15 protein-coding genes are annotated in these 24,891 nt (G+C 44.5%); 1 reads left to right on the top strand and 14 read right to left on the bottom strand.

Annotated features, from left to right (window positions below; all coding sequences use genetic code 11):
• Window positions 1–2: 2 nt before the first annotated feature.
• The 5 genes from BN8899_RS07315 to BN8899_RS07335 all read right to left on the bottom strand — a co-directional run bounded on the left by BN8899_RS07315 (window position 3) and on the right by BN8899_RS07335 (window position 8,557).
• Window positions 3–1,571, bottom strand: a complete 1,569-nt coding sequence (locus tag BN8899_RS07315) for a RagB/SusD family nutrient uptake outer membrane protein (RefSeq protein WP_065218913.1) — start codon at window positions 1,569–1,571, stop codon at window positions 3–5.
• A gap of 6 nt (window positions 1,572–1,577) precedes the next feature.
• Window positions 1,578–5,054, bottom strand: coding sequence for a SusC/RagA family TonB-linked outer membrane protein (locus tag BN8899_RS07320; protein ID WP_065218914.1), 3,477 nt, complete (start codon window positions 5,052–5,054; stop codon window positions 1,578–1,580).
• A gap of 97 nt (window positions 5,055–5,151) precedes the next feature.
• Window positions 5,152–6,321 (bottom strand): FecR family protein, encoded by a 1,170-nt coding sequence (locus tag BN8899_RS07325; RefSeq protein WP_065218915.1) that lies wholly within the window; start codon window positions 6,319–6,321, stop codon window positions 5,152–5,154.
• Between the two features lie 131 nt (window positions 6,322–6,452).
• Entirely contained in the window at window positions 6,453–6,998 is a 546-nt protein-coding gene (locus BN8899_RS07330; protein WP_018338924.1) for an RNA polymerase sigma-70 factor, read from the bottom strand.
• A 344-nt stretch (window positions 6,999–7,342) separates the two neighbouring features.
• Window positions 7,343–8,557, bottom strand: coding sequence for a dicarboxylate/amino acid:cation symporter (locus BN8899_RS07335; RefSeq protein ID WP_065218916.1), 1,215 nt, complete (start codon window positions 8,555–8,557; stop codon window positions 7,343–7,345).
• Between the two features lie 206 nt (window positions 8,558–8,763).
• Here BN8899_RS07335 and BN8899_RS07340 point away from each other — a divergent pair, with 206 nt between their 5' ends.
• Window positions 8,764–9,663 (top strand): tetratricopeptide repeat protein, encoded by a 900-nt coding sequence (locus BN8899_RS07340; protein WP_065218917.1) that lies wholly within the window; start codon window positions 8,764–8,766, stop codon window positions 9,661–9,663.
• Window positions 9,664–9,713: 50 nt separating this feature from the next.
• Here BN8899_RS07340 and BN8899_RS07345 read toward each other — a convergent pair whose 3' ends face one another.
• The 9 genes from BN8899_RS07345 to BN8899_RS07385 form a co-directional block, all read right to left on the bottom strand.
• Window positions 9,714–10,655, bottom strand: coding sequence for an energy transducer TonB (locus BN8899_RS07345; RefSeq protein ID WP_065218918.1), 942 nt, complete (start codon window positions 10,653–10,655; stop codon window positions 9,714–9,716).
• 122 nt (window positions 10,656–10,777) lie between these two features.
• Window positions 10,778–11,089, bottom strand: a complete 312-nt coding sequence (locus BN8899_RS07350) for a chaperone modulator CbpM (protein WP_065218919.1) — start codon at window positions 11,087–11,089, stop codon at window positions 10,778–10,780.
• Window positions 11,090–11,101: 12 nt separating this feature from the next.
• Entirely contained in the window at window positions 11,102–12,013 is a 912-nt protein-coding gene (locus BN8899_RS07355; protein ID WP_065218920.1) for a DnaJ C-terminal domain-containing protein, read from the bottom strand.
• A 333-nt stretch (window positions 12,014–12,346) separates the two neighbouring features.
• Window positions 12,347–14,959 carry a zinc-dependent metalloprotease gene (locus tag BN8899_RS07360; protein WP_082986952.1) on the bottom strand — a complete coding sequence of 871 codons (2,613 nt, stop codon included), beginning with the start codon at window positions 14,957–14,959 and terminating at the stop codon, window positions 12,347–12,349.
• A gap of 11 nt (window positions 14,960–14,970) precedes the next feature.
• The gene (locus BN8899_RS07365; RefSeq protein ID WP_065218922.1) at window positions 14,971–17,592 is read right to left on the bottom strand and encodes a zinc-dependent metalloprotease; all 2,622 of its coding nucleotides are present in this window, start codon (window positions 17,590–17,592) and stop codon (window positions 14,971–14,973) included.
• 137 nt (window positions 17,593–17,729) lie between these two features.
• The gene (locus tag BN8899_RS07370; RefSeq protein ID WP_065218923.1) at window positions 17,730–19,217 is read right to left on the bottom strand and encodes a PKD-like family lipoprotein; all 1,488 of its coding nucleotides are present in this window, start codon (window positions 19,215–19,217) and stop codon (window positions 17,730–17,732) included.
• Window positions 19,218–19,260: 43 nt separating this feature from the next.
• Window positions 19,261–19,950 (bottom strand): DUF4843 domain-containing protein, encoded by a 690-nt coding sequence (locus BN8899_RS07375; protein ID WP_065218924.1) that lies wholly within the window; start codon window positions 19,948–19,950, stop codon window positions 19,261–19,263.
• A 15-nt stretch (window positions 19,951–19,965) separates the two neighbouring features.
• Window positions 19,966–21,441, bottom strand: a complete 1,476-nt coding sequence (locus tag BN8899_RS07380; protein ID WP_065218925.1) for a RagB/SusD family nutrient uptake outer membrane protein — start codon at window positions 21,439–21,441, stop codon at window positions 19,966–19,968.
• A gap of 11 nt (window positions 21,442–21,452) precedes the next feature.
• Complete coding sequence (locus BN8899_RS07385; protein WP_065218926.1) at window positions 21,453–24,812, bottom strand: SusC/RagA family TonB-linked outer membrane protein; 3,360 nt, start codon at window positions 24,810–24,812, stop codon at window positions 21,453–21,455.
• Window positions 24,813–24,891 lie beyond the last annotated feature (79 nt).

Here is a 24,891-nt window from a genome sequence, read left to right on the forward strand (position 1 = left end):
AATTACTGGTTTTGTGTTCTCTTGTTCCAATACACGTTTTGCCGCAACAGATCGTTATCACTAAAAGCTGTTGCCACGATTCCTTGATAAAGAGCACCTTCCTCAATATCCTGCGGCGACAAGTAAGAATAAATCTTAAAGAATCGTTGCACGTATTCCACCCCGTTCCGACGTGCGTCATAATAACGGTGGCCTTCCATCAACAACTCTTTCTCCCTTTCCCGGAAAATCGCCAATTGCAAATCTTTGTCCAACCCTTTCTCCACGTCATCGGCATTCGGGTACTGGTAAGCGAAATTACTTCCCGCGTATGCCCGCTGACGAACGGCGTTCAAATCATCCTTGGCATTGTCTTTCCCCTGACGCACCCGGCACTCCGCACGGAGCAGGATAATCTCTGCCAAACGATACCTCGACACGTTCTGGTCCATACCCGACCAAATGGGCGTGGAACTCCAACTGTAATACTTGTAACACGGGTAACGGTATTTAGCAGGGAAAGCCCATTTAAGTTCCTGGTTCCCCCAACGCGCGGTCACTTCACCCTCTGTTCCCCGTTCCGTATCCACTATCGTTTCGTCACCTATCTTCTTCACGAATATCGAGTCCGCATCCGTTGCCCAGAAATAAGCCTCCCGACGACCGTCCTCCACGTCATACAACTCTCTCACTTGTTCCTTGGTCAAATAATAATCCGGTTCGGTTGTCGGATCCTTGGTCACGATAATCGGGAAACCAACCGACTCCTTCACTCCCTGGTAATAAAAAACAGACCCTTGTTCCTCCAACTCGCGATAATATTCCCAGATACTCTCCTTGCTATCTTTGTGCAAACCGGACAGACACAATTGTACCGGATTCTCTTCCAGCGCGTAATTCCCCACCTTGTTCTCGATGATTTGCGAACACAAATCCTCGGCTTTCTCCCAGTATTCGGTTTTACCTTCCACGCCGGCTCTCCAGGCATAAATATGAGCTAACAAGGCGGTAACGGCACCTTTACTAGCATACTGCTTGCAAAGGGTTAGATCGCCCAACTTCAGATTCTCGTAATTAGGCAATTCCATCGCTTTCAACGCCCATTTTTCCGCCTCATCCAATACTTCGCTCACGGAACTTTTGCCATATTTCTTGTAAGTACGACCGTCTTTGATAATCGGGGCTTCCCCGAAATCGGTAGCCAAAGCGAAATAAGCAGCCGCCTTCGCGAAATAAGCCTGCAACACGTAAGGTTTAATGACCTCTTCCTCCAAGGGAAAACGGAAAGCATTGTCTATAATAATATCCGCCGAAGCTATCGTCTCGTAATAACGCTCAAAATTAGAGAGCATCATCGGCAAATAACTCTCGTCAAGATTTCTCGATTTATTCAATTCCGTGTACGAGGCAAAAGGAGAGAATAACGTCCGCACCTTAACCTCCAACGAGAACAACAAAGCTTGCGCGTCCTTTTCCGACTTGAAATAACTCTCGTATGTCACCGAGTTCTCGGGAACCACGTTTATCCAATCCGAACATCCGTTCACGATGAACAACACGGGCAACAATATGATGTATATATACTTTTTCATCTTCAACTAAAAATTTAACGTTAAACCAAACGTCCACTTGCGAGGTAACGGATAAGATGTCCCGCTATCATGTCCAGAATACAGATCCACCACTTCAGGATTATCCCCCGAATAATTACTCAAGTAGAACAAATTCTCCGCCGTAACGAAAACACGGGCTCCCGAGAAACCAACTTTTTTGATTAACTCGTTAGGCATATTATATCCCAATGTAATCTGTTTCAACGACATCGAGTGCACCGTCTCTATATTCGTATCAAAAAAGACCGCTACAGACTCTCCCAAGCGCGGCAAATTTGCCTTGCATCCCGGTTCGGTCCAATAATGCAAATCCTTGTAATCCACGAATTTCGGTCCTTTCTTGCTCAATGAAATATTGCGCCCGTTGATCATTTTCCGACCGAACGAAAAATTAAACAACACGTTCAAATCAAAATTCTTCCAGATCACCTCGTTCACCCAACCGCCATAAGCCACGGGAAGCGGCGAACCGGCATAATATTGATCGACACGGCCATCATGATTAAAATCCGCGAATTTATAGAACCCCATCAAACCGCTATTCAAATAACCATCCGACACCAACGTCCCAAGTATATAAGTTCTTTGACCGTTTTCCTTGTAGTAAATATCGAAATCCTCCTCTTTTTCATAAAATCCTTCATTTTTCGTCACCAGCATCATACTCAACGGACGACCAATCACCAAACCGCCCAAATCTTTACCGGAATACGACTTCTCGAAACGGTTCCAGTTTCTGGAAAGATTCAACTTGGAACGCCAGCTCACCGGTCCTTCCCGCAAAATATCGGCAGTCAACTCCAACTCGATACCCTCATTCGACACCTCCATGGCATTCTCCGTGCGACTGGAATGCAAATACAATGCCGCCGGCAGGGGTACCTGGTAAATCAATGAACTCGTGTACTTGTAATAATAGTCCAACTTCACGTTCAAGCGATAATCAAACATATCCAAATCCAATCCCAAGTCATATTGTTCCGTCTTCTCCCACGTCAAATCGCGAGCAATCGGGGAACTGGGTGTCGTTCCGAAATTCCCCATAAAAGAATTATACGAATCCACACCAATCAAACCGTAAGCCAAGTACGCCTTGGTAAACGTCTGCCCCGAGGTCCCGTAACTCCCCCGGATCTTACCCCAGTTCAACCACCCCTCGGTAAATCGTTTGATAAAAGGTTCCTCCGAGAACGCCCAACCGACAGCCACGGATGGGAAATTCGCCCAACGGTTACCTTCACCGAAAGTGGAACTCCCGTCTCGACGGAAGGTAAACTCTGCCAGATAACGTTGCTTGTAGTTATACCCGATACGTCCGAAATAACTCACCATCACCTTTTCCGTGAAATCCGACGCGTACGTGGTATTGGAAATATAATTATGGTAACCATCCTTACCCACGTCGATCACCGGTTTCACCCAGCTCGGGTTAAAATAATACGTGTAATCGGAAGGCCCACCCATACCGGCACCGCTCATACCGAAATTCTGCTCCTTGTTGGCATTTATACCCAGCAAAAGGTCAAAATTATGCGTCTCGTTAAAACTCTTGGAATAATGCAACAACTCCTCCGTCATAATCGACACCACCCGGTTCACGGAACCCGTCGAATGATTACGGTGATACTCTTCATCCAAATTACTCGGGTAAAACATATTCAGATTCGCCTGGGCATAATCCACGCTCCCCGAAGCAGAGAGTGACAGACCTTTCAACAACTCCCATTCCAGGAACATACTCGCCATGGCACGATAATCGTCCGTGCGATCCTTCACGTACTTCATTCTCTGCAACCATTCATCCTCCAACTCCTTACTTCCCCCCATGTAGGTCGGCTGCTTATCCGGAGCGACTTCCATACCATCGTAATTATTCACGCTTTTATTCATTGAACGGTCCACGTACGAGAGATACACACGGGCATCCGCGTGCAGTTTATCCGTCAAATTGGCATTCAGGTTCACGCGCATATTGGCTCTCTTGTAAACACTGTTGATCATGATACCCGTCTCGTCGTACAAGCCCGCGCCGACCATATACTGGAATTTATCCGAACCGCCGGAAGCCTGGATATTCGCGTCCACCACTTTTCCCGTGCGGAATATCTGTTTCCACCAGTTCCGTTCGTTATTGTAAAAAGGATCCAAACTATCCTGCAACTGGTAATCCGTACCCACGTCATTTTTACCGTTTCCCCAGAACTTATCGTACGTACCGCTCCAAGCACTCGAATTATGGTAAACGTCCTCGTATGAACCCGGGTAACAATAAGCCCCTTTCTTGCTTGACCAATAACTCTCTATCTGGTGACGCGCGTGATTCAAATCCAACCATCTCTCCATCCGTCCCCCCGTCTGCAAGGGCCACGCCATCAACTGGGACAACGAATAAGAAACATTTGCCGCGAATTTGGCTTTTCCCTCTTTTCCTTTCTTGGTGGTAATCAGGATCACCCCGTTACCGGCACGGCTACCGTAAATGGAAGCGGCGGCAGCATCCTTCAACACCTGCACCGACTCGATCATACTGGGATCCAAATCGGCAAGCGTGTTCGTACCCGTCACCGGGGAAACGAAAGAGTGCATCGGCACCCCGTCTACCACCCACAACGGCTGCCCGTCACTCGCTCCGTCCACCAGCAAAGAGTTGAAACCGCGCACCGACACCACTGCCGCACTACCCGGTGCACCCGATTGCTGAATCACATTCAACCCCGCCAGACGCCCCTGCAACATACTGGTAATACTGGCAGACGGAAGCTCCTTCATCTCCTCGGCATTTACCGTAGAGATAGCACTGATCATCTCCCGCTTGTTCTGCGTACCGTACGCGCGGACCACCACCTCGTCCAACTCGGAAGCGCTCTCCTTCAACGTCACCACCAGCTCCTGACCGGCAGAGAACACCACCTTTTTCGTGTCACATCCCACGAAAGAGAACACCAACTGCCCGTTCTTCTTCGGGACCGGCAAATTAAAGGTCCCGTCAACAGCCGTCGACGTACCGATCGTCGTGCTATCCAAACGGACAGTCACTCCCGGCAAAGGCAATCCTTTTTCATCCAACACCTTACCTTTCACAACCAGATTACCCCGCTCTTTCTCCTGTCCGCCTTCCTTGCGGCGGATCAAAATAAAAACACCATCTTCCTTGTAGGTGAACGGTAATTCCGCCAAAACCTTATCCAAAATCTGGAGCACCGTCTGTTCCTTCACGCTAGCCGTCACCTTGTAAGGTCGCAAACTCTCATTGTTAAACATGAACTTATACACGTCCGATTTTTCCAAGGTATTCAACACCTCAAGCAACGGGGTTTCCGTCCAATTGAAACTCAATTTTTTCTGCTGCCCGAACACCCCCAGTGTCATACACAAGAGGCAAAACAACAAGCAAAAACGTATTCCAATCCGATTTCTTCGCATTTCCCCGTCAGAATGGGATGAATGTCGCTTTTTTTCCATACATTTGTAATTAATAATTTAACAATTTATTTTTAAAACCGCATAGGTTTACAAGGGATAGCGCCAACTATCCCCTTTTTCTTATATTCCATTAAAATTATTTTACTGAAACAACAAGGCTCTTTCCGTTCCACCGGACCTCTAGAATCCCCAGCTCCCTCAACCGTTCCACCAACTTTTCCGGCGGTTCCTCCCGGTTCACCCAAAATTTAAACCGCATATCCTTCACGCTCGGATTCTCGTAAAACACGGAAAAATCATACCAACGCCCCAGTTCATCCAACATATCTTCCAACCGGGCATCATTGTAAAAGAAGAAGCCATCCCTCCACGCCACGTAACTCCTCACGTCCACCTTCTCCACGACCAACGTCCCCGTTTCACGCCACGAGGCATTCTCGCCCGGCTCCAAAAGTATCTCTTCCGCATCCTCCCGATTCTCCCTCACCAACACGCTTCCCTGCACTAGCGTAACATCCAGCGGCTTGCCTGGATAATCCCGCACGTTAAACTCCGTCCCTAACACGCGAGTGACCAACTTATCCGTCACAACCGTGAAAGGACGGTTCTCGTCCCGGCTCACCTCGAAATAAGCTTCCCCCTTCAACAACTCCACCCGCCTCGAATCCTTCTCGAACACCACGGGATAGCGCAACTCCGACTCCGCATTCAGCCACACCTTCGTCCCGTCCGCTAACTGCACAAAATACTCCCCTCCCCGGGCCACCCGCAACGTGTGATACCTCTTTTGCAAACCGCTATCCGCCTTCACGTTCAAATAACTCATCCCGTGAATGGAATCCGAAAACACGTTCTGCTCCCGCGCGTTCTCGTCCAATTGCAACAACCCGGCGGCAGTAATCTCCCGCGCCCCCTCGTCCGTGACAATCGTGACCTCCGATACCCTACCTTTGGCCAAAGTCCTCTTCACGGCTTTCCCCGGCGAATCCGACCAGTAAAAGTACATCCACGCGAACCCGACCAGCAACACCGCGGCAACAGAAGCCGCTATCGAAATCCAATACCCTGGCAACCGTTTCCGCCTCATCGCGTGCCGCCCGATAAAGACCCGCCACTCCTTCTCCACGTCCGTTTGCTCCTCCAGGGAAAAACCGCCTTCCCGCAACACGCACAACTCCTTCACCAACTCCCGGTGCGCCTCATCCTTCAACCACGCCTCCACCCCGGCTCGATCCAGCTGTCCCGGGCAAGTAATCAATTGCAGGGCAAACTCTATATCTTCATCCGTGTATTTCTCTAAATCCATAGTTATACATTTGTTCCTATATAATACACACGAAAGGGTACAAACAGGGTAACGAAAAAAACACTTTTTTTTCATTTATTCTGCAACATTTTCACAACTAACTATGATTCAAGCGATTTCAAAAAGTGGTATTAATGGCGACATTTCACGAAAGCCACATACAAAAGCAACTGTTCCCCCGAGAACTTCTCCCGCAACAAGCGCAAAGCCTTTTTCACGTGAGCCTTCACCGTGTTAATCGAAATCCCGAGTTCATCAGCCACCTCCCGGTATTTCTTCCCGTCAAGAAAACACATCTTGAACACCGCCTTCACCTGTTCCGGCAGCAACTCGATCGACTCCCGCAACTGAAACATCAACTCCTCACGCTCCAAATCCTCGTCCTCCATGGCCTCCTCCATCGTCCACAACGCATCCGCAACAAACCGCTCCCGCGATTTAGAACGCCGCAAATAATTCATGCAATTATTCCGCACAAGAGTATATAACAACGGAGTAATCGGCGTGCTCAATTCCAATTGATCGTAACGACTCCAAAGAATCTCGAAAGCATCATGCACCATATCCCTCGCCACCTCCGAGTCATTAAAAAAACTCAGCGCATGGCAATAAAGCTTGGAATAATTCTCCTTGAATACCCGTTCAAAATCAATATCTTTTTTCGAGTTCTCACGCATACGCACCTCTTTAAAGCGAGCAAATATAGATATTATCTCTCGAAAAGTCAATCGAAAACGAATAAAACATCAAACACATTCACATCCTACCCCATCAATAGGTTTACCCGGTGTTGAAATACCCAATTCCCGACATAATTCAATATTATACCCGTATCAATTCCGGTTCAATTCCGTCATGAACGCTATAGGAACCCTATATGAACCCTATACGAACCCTATTTAGAATAGCGTTCATACAGGATATCTATAGCTTAATTAAAGTATTATACACGGGAGTGATACGGGATTACACCCCTGGTAATATTAAATTAATATAGGTATTCTTCTTGTTTACCCTATAACTACTCGATGATCGCAACCTCTTCCAGTTCCTCGCAGGTACCCGTGTGTTTGCTGTCACGGTTAATACGATCCATGATAACAGCGATCGCACCGTCACCCGTGACGTTACAAGCCGTACCGAAACTATCCATAGCGATATACAACGCGATCATCAATCCCTGCGCCGTTTCATCGAAGCCGAGCATGGATTGCAATAATCCCAACGCTGCCATAATCGCCCCGCCCGGTACTCCCGGGGCGGCAACCATAGCGATACCCAGCATAAAGATAAAGCCAGCCATCATCCCGAAGGAGATCGGCATCCCCGACATCAGCATGATTGCCATAGCACAAGCCACGATTTTCATGGTGCTGCCCGAGAGATGTATCGTTGCGCAAAGCGGAATAACGAATGCTGCCAATTCCCGGTTCACGCCGTTCTTGATCGTCTGCTCAAGAGTGACGGGAATCGTGGCTGCTGACGACTGCGTCCCCAACGCCGTCATGTACGCGGGCAACATATTGCGGAACAGGCGGAGCGGGTTCTTCTTCGACACGAACCCGGCAATAAAGAACTGAATGAACAACAGCACGATTGTCAGGAAGAAAATGACCACGATGATTTTCACGAACACGCCCAACACGCCGGATACCTGACCGGAACCGGAGATGTTCAGGAATATACCGAAAATGTAAAGAGGCAACAACGGAATTATCACGGTGACGATCACCTTGTTGATAATATCCTTGAAATCTTCCATCGCCCCTTTCAAGGTTGCGCCGTTTATCACGGACATACCCAGACCGAGGGTAAATGCCAACACGAGGGAAGTCATCACGTCCATCAAGGGAGGCATCATCACCGTGAAATAAGGTGCCAACGGTACTGCCGCAGAAGCCTCTATCGGGTGTAATGCCCCAGCGTCACCAAGCAACCACGGGTAACTCAACTCACAGGCGAAATAAGTGAAAAATCCCGAGAAAAGGGTAAAGCCGTAAGCCAATAAAGCCGTGATTAACAACAGGCGCCCGGCTCCCTTGCCGAGATCCGCAATACCGGGTGCAACCAATCCCAAGATCAACAGAGGAATGATGAATCCCAAAAAATTACTGAACAGACCATTTACGGTCAAAAATATTCTTACCAGCCAATCGGGGAAGAAAAGCCCGCATACTATACCTAAAATAATCGCCACGATAATCTTAGGCAATAGCCCCACTTTTATCTTTTTCATACACTTAACGTTTATCAATAAAATAATCTATTTACAATCTTAACCGGTATCCTCGTTCTCGAGTACACCAATTATACGTTCTAAACGAAAATGTAAACAAAAAAGTTTATTCTTTTCATTTTTTTGTAATTTTGGGAATGAATAGTCGGAATGAATCAAACTATTCCGACAGCAAAATAATAAACTATAAAAAAACAAGAAACGCCATGACAATTTGCATTTTGGTCATTATTATTACTATTTTGATTGGAATATTAATCGGAGTAATCACAAAAAACAAGACCGTTAAATATCTTTCATGGGGAATTTTAGGATGCGGTATCGCATTATTTTTATACTTATACTCTTCTAACACGCCACAACAAGCGCAAACAGGAGAGGATGTATTGACAAATTTACAAGGCGAAGAGGAGAAAAGCGATACCCGTGATTTGTCAAACGAAGAACTCACGGAGGCGGGATTAGAAGACATCCGAAACAAAAATTTCGAGCGTGGAATAGCTTACTTGACCCGCGCAGCAGAACAGGGCCACGCTCCAGCCCAAATACACCTGGGTAATTTAAACTATACAGGATGGGGAATCCCCGAGGATGTTGAAAAAGCATTCTTTTGGTATCTCAAAGCAGCGGAAACCGGAGATGCCGAGGGACAATTCAATGTCGCAGAAATGTATTATTATGACGAAGTATATGAAACAACACCAAAAGACATCGATGCAACATTCCAACAAGCAAAACGATGGGCAAAATCAGCCGCCGCACAAGGACACGAAGAAGCCAAAATTCTCCTGGGGAAAGTTGAAAAAATAATGAAAAAAACACTGGACGATCGTGACACCGCAGCTGACTATTATTTTGATTGCGGATGCCATCACTTAAAAGACGGGAGTTATCCATCTCTCATCGAGGAGAACTTATTTGCCTCTGTTCTCTACGGGAATAGTGACGCCGCACTTCAACTCGGCATACTGTATTTTGAAGGTAATATTCTCGAACAAAATGACGAAGAAGCAGAAACAATGCTTCGCGAAGCCCTCGCCGCAGGAAAGGAAGAAGCAAAAGAATATTTGGAAGAAATCGAGAAACGGAAAAAATCACAAAAATAAGACGGAGGTATCTCACAATTAACTCCACGAACCTTATGCCCCTCCTAAATTCAATGCAAGCCTTCGCCAAACGCAGGGAATGCATCAGGAGTAGGGGGTGGTGACGAAAATTTAAAACCGACCGGCACCGTGTAAGTTATAGGGAAGCCGCATTTTTTAATCGGACACCAGGCGGGGATGTATTTCGGGAAATTCCGAACAACCCGTATCGCTTCTTTATCGAGAAGAGGATGACATCCTTTTACAACTTCCACGTTTACAACCGAACCATCCTTTTCAACCACAAAACGCACAAGAACTTTCCCGGTGACACCCATCTTTATTGCTTCCGAGGGATACCTTACATTTTGAGCTATCCATTCTTTCACGTTTCCCTGGGCGAACACCGGCATTTGCATGTAAAAACAATCTTTCAGCATCTCCTCGTCAGCCACCTGCCCGTAAGACAACACACAAGGCATTACATTCTTCAAGAAATGCCGACGACGGTCGTTCTCGTTCATGTATTCCCGCATTTTTGCCTCTTGCAAAATCTTCAAGTGGGCAAATTTCGGGTAAGCCACCAAATAATTATAAATAAAATTCTTCGGACCAAGTTCCTTCATCAACTTCAATTTTTCACTATTAAAATAATAGCACACGGCTTCCAACTCGTCGATACAAGTATTTGTCAATTTCGCGATCACCATTACTCTTCTCGCCTCGTCATAGGACTCCTGCCTGATATGTACCCGAAGTTGCTCCACCATCGAAGCGTACGCCTGCTTGTCGCTCTTGTACTCCTTTTTCATTGCCTTGATTCGTTCCTGCAAAAACTCCATCCCCTCGTCATTCGGGATTTCGGACACGGGAATACGGACTTCCCGCTCCAACATTTTGCAATAATTTTCATACGAGAGCGAATCTTTGACTGAAGCGGCAGCTACCGATGCGTTCAAAAAAAACAAAAGAACGGCACTTGCAATATTTATTAAATAACGGGTTGTAGTCATCGTATTTCAATTGAAATTACACATACCTGAAATTATTGGTAAATATATAATTAAAAAGTGAAAAAGCAAAGAGCCTTCCTCGAAATTCCCTTTGCTTTTTCACTTTTTATATTTCAAATCTCTCAATACTCTTCTGAAGGGTAACCGGTATGAAATATCCGGAGTTCCCGACGTAATTGGTCGAGTTCCCGCTGCATATCGTGCATACGTCCCATCAGCTCGTGGATGACTCCGATGCCCTCGATGTTCACGGATAAATCTTCATGCCAGTGTACAAAACGCTCCAGATCCCGTAATTGGGAAATAGATAAATAACGCTCCCCGTCGACAACCTGAATGTCAATCAAACCGTCTTCTTCCAAAGAAACGATAAATGACGGATCGACGTGGCTTTTCTGGCAATATTCCCTGACTATTATCAAATCTGCTTGCATAACTGACATGTTTTAATTAAGACTTTGTAATTCCTTAAACAAGGCTTTCTGTTTCTCCGTCAGGTTGGTCGGAATCTGCACGGAATAAGTCACGATCAGATCGCCGAATTTGCCTTCTTCCTTGTACACGGGAAAACCTTTACCCCTCAATCGTACTTTAGCACCATTTTGTGTTCCGGGTTTTACTTTCAATTTTACTTTACCGTCCATCGTGTCGACCATTTGTTCGCCACCGAGAATTGCCGTGTAGAGATCCAAAGGAGCCGTCACGTACAGGTCATTTCCCAATCGCTTGAATACCGGGTCTTCCGCAATCACGAAAGTGATATACAAATCCCCGTTGGGTCCGCCATTCACACCGGGAGCGCCTTGTTCTTTCAACTTGATGGTCTGTCCGTCAGCCACTCCTGCCGGAACGGTGATCCGTATATTTTTACCGTTTACCGATAACACTTGCTTATGCGTCTTCGCCGCATCGTGGAACGATAAGTGTAATTCTGCATTATAGTCCTGTCCCCGGAATCCAGCGGAACGTCCTCCGCCCCGACGAGAACCGAACAGGGATTCAAAGAAGTCTGAAAATTCGCCCTCATCCCCCATCCCGGAGAATCCGCCTCCCGACGACCAGTATTGACCGCCGCCTCCAGCGAAACCTCCACCTTGTTGCTGACGCTGTTTCTGGGCTTCAAATTCATCGGCATGTTTCCAGTGTTCCCCGTATTGGTCATATTTTTTCCGCTTTTCCGGATCGCCCAATACTTCGTTTGCCTCGTTTATCTCCTGAAAGCGTTGCTTGGCATTCGGGTCATTCGGGTTCAAGTCCGGGTGATACTTTCTGGCCAACTTTTTAAAAGCCTTCTTGATATCATCCTGCGAAGCACTTTTATCAACCCCTAAAATCTTATAGTAATCTATATAGGCCATACTTTTATAATTTATACATTCTATAATATGTTAATACAAACTATGTACCAACTTGTAATATACGTCCCGAACTGACGCATAGTTACACGGGAAACTGACAAAGTGGCAAACAAGAGGGAGGTGTGTCAAAACACACCTCCTAGTCCATAATGTCCATAAAGTCGAACCTTCGGTTCTGAAAGTTTATAAAGTCAGGCATTGTACAAATTATTGGTTATCAATATAATCATTCCTAATTTTGTAATGTTTCGACCTTACGACTTTATGGACATTTTTGACCTTATGGACTCGTGGGCGTGTTTTGACACACCCACCGGATCTAAATCTAAAACACTATTTATTTATCAACATTTTATCAATTTTATAAAGCATGAATTCATAATGCTTTTTCGTTTCCCCCCGGGCATTCCCGATAGCCCCCCTGATAAGATTACGTGTCCGTAAAAGCATATCATAGAACAATGCCGCACTGGAATAACAATTTGCCTTTATCCCCGGCCACATAGGGAAGAAGCCTAGCTTTTCTATACTTTCCAGCTTGTCGTTATATAGTTCGTATCCCCACAAACCGGCATCTTTCAAAAATGCCATTATTTCTTCCGGACTCTTGTTCACGGTCGTAATACCGATCGTTTTAGCCGTTTCGAATGTTCCCGCAGGCGCTCCAGCTTGGGAAGTTGCAGCTATCGACCCCAGCAAGCCCTGCTGTAGCATAATCTCCTCCTGGGTCAATTGCCGTCCGGCTATGGTACCTTTCCATATCTCCCGGTACACGTCATCCACCAATTCCTCCGGTGAATAAGCATCCGGATCGCGTTCCACGCATACCGCCAACCGACTGATTCTCCCTAACAACGACCCGATGATCGCCGATCGCGTGACACGTATATCCGTTCCTATTTGAAATTTTTCCGAAATAGTAGCATTATACAGCCAATCAATATCCTTGGTCTGTTCAATAACATATTTCACGATTTCTTTTTGCTTTTCCCTCGGAACTACTTGGTAAACAGGCTTCCCGTCCCCCACTTTCACGTCATTCATGTATATCCCGCCGATATAATTAATTACATTTCCCAATTTGCCACTATACAAAAATCCGATACGCCCTAACAGCAACGCACGATAGAATAAATCCCTATCATCTTCCATGTACCAATCATAGAAATTTTCGGCATAACGTTTCAAATTTTTCTTGTAATATTCCATGGCTTTCACTGGATCATCTCCCAAATCTCCAGCCGCCACGGAAGGATCGAAAGCAAACATCGGGTATTGCATAAGGGAGTAACGATAACGAGGATCTCCCGATTTCTCATCAATCCAACGATCTAATACTTCCTTTTCCTGCTGTGGAGATTTTACTCCAGCTATCGGTTGATACAACCAACGAACGACATAATAGTCGTAAGGTCCTAATACGGTCGGATCTAATAAAACTCCTTTCTCTACATCCTCTGGTTGCGCGACAAAATTATATCTCAGATGATCCATCACGGAAGCTGCCAAGCCGTATTTCCGAGTGAATGAAGCAGAACGTAGAGAATCAACAGGATATGCCTGGGAAGCCGCGAAATTAGGCAAAAATCCCAAGTTCAATCCCATGTATTGCATGATATTCGCATGGATCAAACGCCCTAGCTGTTCATCCGTGAATTGCGAACGCCGCACGGAGGGATCGGATGCCATTGTAGCCAAAATTCTTTCCCGTTGCAATACTCCTAACGCATTGTGATGAATGTATATAGAAGCATTCAATATTTCGCCAGTCCGAGGATCTGTTACAATAGAATTTTGGAAATCGTACATCCAAGATGGAGAGAAGCGGATCACGGAGTTGGTAATGTCATTCGCATCAAATTTAGGGTTATTTTTCGGAAATTCCTTCACCCGTATCACATTTTTAAACCCGATTTTCTCGAAAGCAACATTCCACGCCTCAGCTCCTGCCTTCACGTACGGACGCCATGCTGCCGGAATCAATGTATCCATGTAGAGAACAATCGGTTTTAGCGGTTCTACCATCTCGCCACGAGCATATGCTACACTGTCGACCGGTTCCAGACGCCATCTACGAGTATAATACAAGGATTTCATCCCCTCGAACTTACCCGGGATGCCGGACTTTTGCTCGAAAGCGACTCCTATCCGAGGATCAGCAAAACGAATAGGCATCGGTTTTTCCGGCAAAACGGATAACATTTTATTCACAGTCAAATTCACGGAAACATCTCTCCGATTCAGGTTTCCAAGCATATAGTAGTCCACTTTGTAACGCAAATCACAAGTTGCCTGCACGGTAGCAGAAGTGGCTGTTATCTCCCGGAAACGAGATTGTGTCAAATCAATCTTGTGCTCCCGGTGCACGAAACCTAACATGGAATTACCTGCCATCCCGGGAAATGGGCTGGCATAAGCAATATGCTCAATAAAAAATTTCGACATCTCGATCACCACGGCAGTACTGTCCGGGGTGTAAGCCTCGATTTTAAAACTCGAGAAAATTCCCGGCATCTTTGATTTTTCAATCGCAGCAGATAGTGTTATTTCTCCACTATTGTTTACCGGTTCATCAACTATCACCAAGCGGGCACAAATTAACGAATCCTCTTTCGTGAAGCGGAAAACACACCCGTTATCACCGAACTGTCCCACGATGCCTTCCCCATTATCACTGATGTCCCGAATTGACGTCGTGTACAATAAATCCTTTCCCAACAAATGTAAAGGAAATTCCACGTAAGCTTTGCCACCCATCGTGTGTACGGTCATCAATCCTTTCGAGGTACTCACGTTCTTACCTTGAAATAATTTTTGATAAGGCGATTGTTCTACTTTTACAGTTCCCGCCGCTAGATGCTTTTTCTTTTTTCTTGCCCAAGCCTCTTGTCTCCCCGCACCAACAAGTAGTAACAACAATAATATATAGATCAAACTTTTCATCATATCTCTTTGTATTAATTATTCAACGCCTGTCCGATCTTATAAAGCAGTAAGCGATAGTGTCTTCGCGTATCCTCATTCCCGGTAGCCGCTTTTTGTTTTATCAAAGATTGAGCTTGTTTCAACTTCTCGTAATAAATATGATCCATCGGTTCCCTGACATCATTAATGGTCACGTAAAACCCGAAGCCCATGACTTCTGCCGGCGTCATCTCATGTCGAGCCTGATGTTCCACGGAACGATTCGAGAAGACCCCCATGATCTCTTCCGGGAGTACACCATACGTTGCACGACTTTGTGCTTTTATACACTCCGGGATCTCAATCATCCGCTCTTCCGAAGCGATTCCCAAAGTTCCGCCGTTCATGGTTTTATTGGCGATCCCGGCAGTCGTGATCAAATGTGACAAGAGGCGTATTTGCAATTTTTTTTCCACGTTTGTCAAAGATTTGTTCTGACGAGTCGGCTGCCACACGAAATCTGTCACATCATTCAAAAATTCAGCCCGAGTATAAGCGTCTTTTCCCGCTTTCTCGGCAGATATTCCGATTACCCGCAAACACCCCATTAATCCTTTAAATACTTGATCCTCGAGGGTTGTTGAAATATTACTTCTCAATTCAAATCCTTTTAACAATTCTTCATCATCCAACCAAGACATATCTTTCAATTGCTGCAAGATAAAACGAGTTGCCCGTTTTTGCTTTTCCTTCGGCACTGACGCATAGCCAGGCACCTGATCTCCATCATATCGCTCGTACAGGTATATTCCCCCGATATTAGCCATCACGTGGTTCATGTATCGCAGATACTGGTATAAAATCTCGTTATACATCTGTTTGCGGAACGCATAATCCCGATCCTCGCCACCGAGCCACGGATTCAAATTGCCGAGAATATATTTCAAATTTTTCACCCCGTATGTTGCAGCTTGTATCGCATCATCCCCGAGATCCTCCTCGTAGCAACTCGGATCAATACGCCACATAAACTGCTGTTTCCCGTAGCGATAAACCGGATCTCCCGATTTCTCACTGATCCAACGATCCAAAATAGGAACTTCCTCTTTCGAAGTTTTAGCATCCAACAAAGGGGAATAGAGCCATTTCACGGAGAAATAATCATAGACACCTAAATGGGGTGGCGTCAATTTCACTCCCCGTTCCTTGTCTCCGGGTTGAGCGACATAATTGTTCCGGGCATAATCCATAATCGAATAAGTTGTTCCATGTTCTTTTGTAAACGAGGGGGAACGCAAAGAGTCAACAGGTATTGCCGCCGAGGCTGACATATTATGCATAAATCCGAGACAATGCCCAACCTCGTGAGCTATCACGTAACGGATACATTCCCCAGCCAGTTCCTCGGGCATCGTTATCGTTCGCACATCCGGATCCGCTTGGGCAGTCTGAACGAATCGCCAATTCTGCACAAGTTGCAACAAGTTATGATACACGTATACCGAAGCATTCACGATCTCGCCGGTTCTAGGATCTGTCCAAGAAGGTCCCATGGCGTTAGCCACCCAAGAAGGAGAGTAACGTACGCAAGAATATTTCAAATTATCCGGATCAAATTCTGGATCATCTGTTGGGAAATCGACGGCCCGTACAACATTCTTAAAGCCGATCCGTTCAAAAGCAGCATTCCACTCTTCCACACCCGCTTTGATGTATTTTCTCCAACTCTCGGGGAACGCGTTATCCACGTAAAACACAATAGGTTTTTTGGGTTCGACAAGTTCACCCCTCCGGTAAGCAGCCTCATCGCTCGGTTCTACCCGCCAACGATTGGCATAAACCAAAGGATTCATCCCACGGGGCTCACTCGTGAATTCCGATTGATACTGGAAAAATATATTTATCCGAGGATCGGCTACCCGAGGACGCATAGCCTGCTCTTTCTCGGGCAATAACACGAAACTGCGAGTCATAACCGCCGTAAAGGGTACCTTGTATAAATAATAGTATTGCTGATCCCGTAAACTGACCAAATAACTCAAAGAAGAACGTACACTCACGTTATCCCCGAATGCCTTGATTTCCCCGATAAAGGAATTATTCTTTTTGAATTCTTTCTCTACCTTCCTTTGTCCCAAGGCAATAGCATACGGGGAGAACGGGTTCATCTGTTCCCTGTCTTCCAACAGGAAATCCGTCATGTCCACAACTATTGCAGTACTGTCTTCCGAATACACTTTGATAGGAAATCTGGCAAGAATAGCCGGTTGCTTACTAATCCGTATACGTTCGGCAATCCGTGCATCTTCCGACACGTAGTCCGTATTTACCAGACATAGATTTATGGTGGAATCCACTTTCGTAAATATCACGTGCTGGGGCGCAAAAGGTTTCTCTCCCACGTTAGCAAACTGATTATCCGTGATCTCGCTTACGGTAGAACCCAATAACATATCCCGTCCCAATAAATTCACCGGGAGTTCGAAATAGATTTTCCCATCCATTTTATGAAGTGTGAATAATCCCTGCCGGGTTTCACACTTTTTGCCTTTAAAAAATTTCTGATAAGCCGTTTCTTTTTTTACCTCCGGCACTTGTTTCTTTTTCTTGCTTTTAGCTTCACCCATGAAAGGCAGCACAGATAGAAGCAAGATTAATAAAATACTGTTTTTCATACAAATAAGTGATTATTTAATAGAACATTCTTACAATAGTATCCCCATTAGCGGCATTTGCATGCCCTATTCTCTTTAATAAAGGCTTATAAAGCCGTCCCCAAAGGCACGGACTTTATAAACCTTGAAAAAATATTTTATTTAGCCACAACATCCACGACTTTTCCGAAATTATGACGGAACAATTCCTCGTAGACATTAGCGTTAATATTAGCTGAAGACATATTTAACGAAACCACATCTCCATTGGTAAACACCACTCCTAGGGCAGATTCTCCGGCCATTACATTAGGCAATCGAAGTAATTGGATAGACGTATCTTCAAAGCTTTTTACCAAAACGGTGACGTTAGTACGGGTATCATGACGATACAATTCGTTATTCGCGGCTCCACCCGTGAAGAAGATATAATTTCCATCCCGGAATATCACGATCTGAGTCCGAGAGGTAAAATAACTCGCGCATCCCAATTCCTTATGAGCGTTCCATGCATATAACATAAAAGTGTTGTTGTGAGCCATATACTGTAACATAAAGCGTTGGAAATAGTATTTACCGTCGGAAGGATCTTTCACGATCATGTTAAAATTCATCGGATCGCCCACGCCCAAGTATATCAATTCTTTATTTCCCATATCATTCAACGGAGTGTATTCTTCCGGGTAAGTAGCCGTCGGCATCTCTTGTATATCACCACCATACCTGAAATCCGTTCCGATACATAGCAAACGATTGTTCAACTCATCATACACGACAACTTCATTCGCGAAAGCCGGAGCGATTCCCAAAGCCTTGATTCGCGATTCTTTTTTCGGATCTATTAGCATTGGATTATTGTTGAAAGGATCCTGATGCAATTTCTCATATTCCGCGATAGGGCGGGAGTACAAATTCCCATCTTCTCCCAATAAAATATCCGCCCACATCCCGTAATAGGCATCCTGAGGGACGAAATCAACCGGGGGTTGCCCGTTAAAGAATTCTTCATCATTTCGAATAACGCGAGTCATGGAATTTATATTCAACTCCACGGATTTTTGCCCACCTCGCTGTACAACCAACAATTCCGGGTAACTATAATAAGGAGCATGATAAATTAACTTCACCGGTTCCCGTCCCAATTCTTCGCCTCCACCGTTATAAATATCCCGGCGAGCAACATATTGATAAGCTCCGTCAATATATTTGGAGGAAACCATGTGCAACACGGATTTCCCCTCTTCATCCGACAATATAAACCAACCCGGAGCCCCCGATATATTGTAAGGAGAAGATACTTGTATAAGAATTTCTTTTATCGTGCGAACCTTTGTCCGGTTATTAATTACCGTGAACATCGTGAAATTTGAGCCCAATTCTTCCCCGGTATATTTCAAGTCGCGTGTTGTAGCATAAAGTTTACCGCTAACCAACCATTCATAACTGAAATTTACCGAATCCTCTGGATTTTTAAATTCCAACGTCGGTTTAATCTCTATCTCCTCTCCGATTGCCACACCATACGATGTCAAATCAAAGTTTATTGTTACCTCATCAATCGGGGCATAATCGTAATCTCCTTTATCCTCGTAACAAGCATACAAGAATAGACTACAAAGGAATAATATTATTGCATTTATCTTCATGGATATATTCTTTTACAATTAATACATCATTTTCATTACCCGGTTACGAACCTAATACCGGAAGATTTTTCCACATGATAGAACCATCCTCATCTGTGTAATCCGGCTCATATTGTCGCAAATAGTTTTTGAATTGCAGGGCAATAATACGTTTGGCATTCCACGTCCAACCGGTGAGATCTCCGACCTGAGTCACTTCTTTGAATTTATTGAATTTTTTCAACGTGAAGGTTCCCAATGCTTTTTTTACATCGCTGTCCCACCAACCCGGTTCTCCCTCGATATTCGATATTTTGATCACTCGCCGAGAATAATTCGTTTCACCAACTAATAACTGATCTCCATTCACGATATCCAATACCAATGCATAGATATTCTGATCTCCAGCAACAATACCACTTCGTTTCACGCGGACAGAAATCGTATCTTTCGTTTGCCCCTTGGAAAAAAACAATGTTTCCGGAAGTTCATATAGCGCAGCAGAAGCCGTACTTTCTTCCTGATTCACCTGCAAGCGGATAGGAGTATCATTCAATAATATATCACCCACTAATTTCACCTCCAAGGGGATAGCGACCACATCTTCTACCGAAAAGAAAAAGGAGAAATTCACCGTATCCGTGTACAAATTCGTAAATTGTATATAGTGCTTCTGCCCGTAAGGTTTTATTTCCTGCTTTTCACATGCAGAAAAGCATAGAACAAACAATACTAAATATATAATACATTTCATAACTTCATTTTTACATTAATAAATATCTTCCGAATCCGGTCGCGGCAATACAAAATCAGCAGTAATCGTACTAGCACCTAGCGTAATCGGTCGGTTCAGTCGTTTAAACATAAAGAAAGTTTGACCTTCTGTCAAAAATTCCTTGCGTCCTTCCCAAATCAATGCTTTCGTAAACTCCTCGGACGGCGCTCCCGTTACCACCCGTTTTGCATCCCGGGCAAACCGTACTTCTTTTAATACTTCCTCTGCTTCTGCCGGAAATCCATTTGCGGCATAACACTCACTTAAAATATAATATATCTCGCTCAAACGAAGCATAGGGATAAATTGATACTGCCGTTGGTTAGCTGTTTGCGTGGAACCAATATCATTCCATTTTACAATTGTTTCTTTGTTGCTGCTACTCTCGATGAGGTTCATTCGATAATCGTCCAAATCCAATTCCCTGGTAAACAAATCTTTTATGTCGTTTAAATATAACGAAGTAGCATATTCTGTTTTATACTCTTCCACTTTACTTGCCAACCGATCATCATACAAGGCAAATAGTAAATCATCAATCAGTTTCACGGAACTTTCCGGCTTTCCGGATGGATAGACACTCCCGGAAGAAGTAAATCCCCACGGGCGATTTTCACCAGTCTTGGGTGCATAATTTTTATAAATAATCTCCGCGTATTTTTGTGCATTCACTCTATCATTAGCATACAGATATACCCGCGCAAGTAATCCGGTTATAGCCACATAATTAAGACGCACGCCTCTGGAGCAAAAGAATAAACCTCCCTCTGCAGAATAACCGTTAATAAAACGATTATCGTTATTGGTCAATAACATACTCCGATTCAAGATCGTATCATTTTTAGCCACCAAATCCTTCGCACGCAGCAAATCTTCCGTGATATTTTTCAAAGCGATTTCATTGGTTACTTTTGACTCGTGCATCACAGTGTAAGTTTTCCGGTAAGGAATATATTCGCCCCCATCACCCGTTATCGGCGCCGGGGCAAACAATCGCAGTATGTCAAAATGTAACATTGCCCGTACAGCAAGAGCCTCGCCAAGAATCAAGTCCTTTTCGGCCGCACCTAACGGGAAAAAGGAAGAATCTTGTTTTTCTATTTCTTCGATTAATTTATTACAATTCGCGATAATGTTATAAGATTTTGCCCAAATATTGGCAATAACGCTCTTTACAGAAGCATTCTCGTAATTGTATTTTTGCACCTCCTGATACACGACTCCGGATTCGTTGGCAGCATAATCCTGCCCCAAGGCACTCGTCATGCCCCAACTCAATTCCCTCCCGTAGAGCGCAGGAGAGGCCATTTCTTGATATATTCCATTTAACGAATTGCGAAATCCCCGGTAATCGCTAAATAGATTTTCATCCACGATTTTGTCTTTCGGATCTATATCCAACCACTGGTTACAAGAAGTAAACATCATCATAGCCAGTACCATCGTTCCTATATATCTATATCTTCTCATAATCTATATGTTTAAAAACTTAGATTCAAACTAAAATCAAACGTCCGGGCAAAAGGATAAGCTAACCCTCTCTCCTGTTTTACACTGGAAATATTCAAAACATCTTTCATACTGAACTGCGCACGTAAAGTACTCAAACCAATCTTTTGCAACAAAACCGGATCAAAATCATAAGCGACAGTCAACGAATTGAACTTAAGGTTATTGTATTTCTGAACAAATCTTGATGTCGGACGAGTCATTACATTGTTCTCTTGAATTTTTTTGAACTTTACCTTATCTCCCGGATTCTGCCAACGGTCTTTCAATACCCGTCGATCCGCATTTTTATTTTTCAGGTCTACCCCCTCAACCTTGGTCACCAAAGTCTGGTTGTACTCGTCCCCCCCGAATTCATACATGAAACTGGCAAACATGGACAATTTGCGATATTGCACGTTCAACCCAAACGCCCCTTGCGCCTTAGGCTCGGTATTCCCAATAATTTGCTGATCCTGAGGCTTCCATGTGTAACTAATATTACCATTGCTCTTTAAAAAGATTTCCTCTCCGTCGGACGGGTTTATTCCCAGCGAACGCATCCCGAAAATAGAAGTTAAAGAACCACCTTCAACATATTGCAACACGGGTTTAGCGTATTTTTCATCTTGTTGGTTTTTCAATCCTTGCTGTTCATATTTAGCAAATTCTTCATTCACGCGCTCGTTATAAGCTTTCAAAGACTCGGATATTTTCATAATGCGATTCTTATTGTGTGCCATATTTCCCCAAAAAATCACCAACAAATCATTTCGTTTCACCAACTCCGCACGAACATCTAACTCAACCCCCCGATTTCTTACCTCCCCCATGTTATCCATGTAAGAAGAGAATCCGGTCGACGTCGGCACGGTAACGGTTGTAATCAGATCTTTCGACAGCTTATTATACCAAGCAAACTTCATCGTGAACCTATCCCGCAAAAAGCCTAAGTCTATACCTAGATCAATTGTATTAGTTACTTCCCAGGTCAAATTATTATTCCCGTATTGAGTAATAATTACCCCACTTCCGGTTTCATACCAATCTGACAACAAATCATAACTGTTTTTTGCCGCATATTGAGGGAAATTGGTTTTACCCGTGGAGCCATAAGTAGCCCTCAGTTTCAACTGGCTAAGAATCGAATGCTCCTGCATAAAATCATAATTATGGATATTTATTCCCGCACCAACCGACCAGAAAGGGGCGTATTTTTTGTCTGCTCCGAACTCGGAAGAACCGTCTAAACGACACGATCCATCAAAAAGGTAAATATCGTTATACGTGTAATTCATCGAGAAAAAAGCCCCGAACAATCGAGTATGATTATCCGAAAATCTTGGCTTTTTGGGGGATTCTGCTGCATACTCAGGGGAATTCAAATGACCGGAAGGGAAGCCTTTATAATAACTGGTCGTATTTCTAGCAATATTTTCTACTGTGTTGATTCCCAAAGAACTATTCACCTGGTGTTTCCCAATAGAAGTCACGTAATTGACGAAAATATTCGAACTCACCTGCGTGCGTTTCGCTTCGGCAATCGTCAATTCCCCGGGAAGAGCCATATTCACGGCGTATTTACCGGACAAGGGATCGATAAAATCCTTCGAATTTGAATTGTATTGTAATATTTTAAATTGCCCTTTAAATTGCAAACGGTCCGTGACATACCAATTTAAACTCAATTCATCGGCATACTCCTGGTAACCATTCCGGCTAAAATTCGACAACACTTTAGCCTCGTACAAAGGATTTTCCAAATCCCCAGGGCTACCATGCCATCCGTTCCCGTACTCTTGTTGCAACAATCTCACGTAGTCGCCGTTTTCATTTTTGTACAGATCATAAGGTAACTTCTCAGCGTAATCCTGAAAATTACCATAAGGGGATATATTTGCCTTTACTTGGTTAAAAGTCACGTAATTCTTGATTTGTAACTTTTTCATCCGGTAATCCACGTAAAATCCCGCCCCGATTTTATCTCGAGAAGAGCCTTTCATAACACCGCCTTGAGCGTCATAGCGCAAATCTATTCCAACGCGAACATCTTGAGCCCCCCCGTCGATATACAAACTGTGCTTATGATTAAATTCGGTCTGCAAAGGTTGTGACAACCAATAAGTGTTGACACCGCGGTCTACACGACTTTGTTTCAACAATCTTTCCCTCTCCAACGCATTCCGCATAGAAGAAGATGCACCCGCTTCCGGGGTAAAAAATCCGGCCGCAATTTCCGCTTCCAGTTTCTCTCGCGCGTTCATCAAATTATAATCGGACAAATCCGGGGCAGTCACCGTTGCCGTAAAATTATACGCCACTTTCAAGCGCCCAGGTTCCGGTGCGATTGTTTCGATCACAATCACCCCGTTTGCCGCACGAGATCCATAAATTGCCGTTGCTGCCGCATCCTTCAATATCGTCATACTAGCAACCCGATTCATGTCAAAATCATAAATCTTCTCCACGCTCACCTCAAAACCATCCATGATAAAAATCGGGGCATTCGGGTTATTCTGCAAGGAAGTCTGCGACACTTCCTTGTCCAATTCTTTCACACCAATGCCTGATTGTCCTCGCACGTAAAATTCCGGTAAAGTATTCGGGTCCGATCCCATGATATTATTCTTCATAAGACGCAACGATGGGTCAAAGACCTGCAATGCATCTATCACGTTCCGATTCGACACATTCATCAACTGGTCCCGGCTTACCCGGATAGAGTTCCCTGTAAAACTAGACTTCTTCACGTTGGCATACCCCGTCACGACCACGTCTTCCAGCTCGCCCACGTCTTCCTGCATCATCACGTTCATGGACTTCTGCCCGGTATATTTGACTTCTGCCGTTTTCATCCCGATAAACGAGAACACGAGTACAAGATTACTCGAATCCGTGATCGTCAATTCAAATTTACCGTCAGCATCCGTGGCAACACCGACTTGAGTCCCTTTAATCAAAACCGTAACACCCGGCATGGTTTCTCCCTTATTATCCTTCACTACTCCTCGAATGACGTGCTTCTTCAATTGATTCAACGAATCCGCAACAGTAACTTTAGACGGCATGATTAAAATATAATCTTCCATCAACTTATACGTCATCCCGCTTCCCTTCAACAATGTCTTCAAAAACACATTTAATTCCACATCTTTGAAATTAGCTACCACTTCTCGAGTCACCTCGAAATTATCATCGCTATAAATCACAATCATATTCGTTACCCGCTGGAATTCCGTCAAGGCTTCCTTGATCGTAGTTTTACCCAAACTCATGCTCACCCTCTGTTGGGATAAACTATTTCCAAAAGAGGCAAGCACGAAAAAACAACACATAAACAATGTCAATTTCATAATCGTACAAATTTTATTCCACCTGCTTTTAAGAATGACAGGTCGATACTTTCGACTTTTTTTCATACATTTGTTTTTA

Origin of the sequence: Butyricimonas sp. Marseille-P2440, from assembly GCF_900091675.1 — a bacterium.
GTDB lineage: Bacteria > Bacteroidota > Bacteroidia > Bacteroidales > Marinifilaceae > Butyricimonas > Butyricimonas synergistica.

Excerpts from the sequence above, each read along its gene's own strand:
- BN8899_RS07315 (WP_065218913.1), bottom strand. The coding sequence starts at position 1,571 with ATGAAAAAGTATATATACATCATATTGTTGCCCGTGTTGTTCATCGTG.
- BN8899_RS07320 (WP_065218914.1), bottom strand. The coding sequence starts at position 5,054 with ATGGAAAAAAAGCGACATTCATCCCATTCTGACGGGGAAATGCGAAGA.
- BN8899_RS07325 (WP_065218915.1), bottom strand. The coding sequence starts at position 6,321 with ATGGATTTAGAGAAATACACGGATGAAGATATAGAGTTTGCCCTGCAA.
- BN8899_RS07330 (WP_018338924.1), bottom strand. The coding sequence starts at position 6,998 with ATGCGTGAGAACTCGAAAAAAGATATTGATTTTGAACGGGTATTCAAG.
- BN8899_RS07335 (WP_065218916.1), bottom strand. The coding sequence starts at position 8,557 with ATGAAAAAGATAAAAGTGGGGCTATTGCCTAAGATTATCGTGGCGATT.
- BN8899_RS07340 (WP_065218917.1), top strand. The coding sequence starts at position 8,764 with ATGACAATTTGCATTTTGGTCATTATTATTACTATTTTGATTGGAATA.
- BN8899_RS07345 (WP_065218918.1), bottom strand. The coding sequence starts at position 10,655 with ATGACTACAACCCGTTATTTAATAAATATTGCAAGTGCCGTTCTTTTG.
- BN8899_RS07350 (WP_065218919.1), bottom strand. The coding sequence starts at position 11,089 with ATGCAAGCAGATTTGATAATAGTCAGGGAATATTGCCAGAAAAGCCAC.
- BN8899_RS07355 (WP_065218920.1), bottom strand. The coding sequence starts at position 12,013 with ATGGCCTATATAGATTACTATAAGATTTTAGGGGTTGATAAAAGTGCT.
- BN8899_RS07360 (WP_082986952.1), bottom strand. The coding sequence starts at position 14,959 with ATGATGAAAAGTTTGATCTATATATTATTGTTGTTACTACTTGTTGGT.
- BN8899_RS07365 (WP_065218922.1), bottom strand. The coding sequence starts at position 17,592 with ATGAAAAACAGTATTTTATTAATCTTGCTTCTATCTGTGCTGCCTTTC.
- BN8899_RS07370 (WP_065218923.1), bottom strand. The coding sequence starts at position 19,217 with ATGAAGATAAATGCAATAATATTATTCCTTTGTAGTCTATTCTTGTAT.
- BN8899_RS07375 (WP_065218924.1), bottom strand. The coding sequence starts at position 19,950 with ATGAAATGTATTATATATTTAGTATTGTTTGTTCTATGCTTTTCTGCA.
- BN8899_RS07380 (WP_065218925.1), bottom strand. The coding sequence starts at position 21,441 with ATGAGAAGATATAGATATATAGGAACGATGGTACTGGCTATGATGATG.
- BN8899_RS07385 (WP_065218926.1), bottom strand. The coding sequence starts at position 24,812 with ATGAAATTGACATTGTTTATGTGTTGTTTTTTCGTGCTTGCCTCTTTT.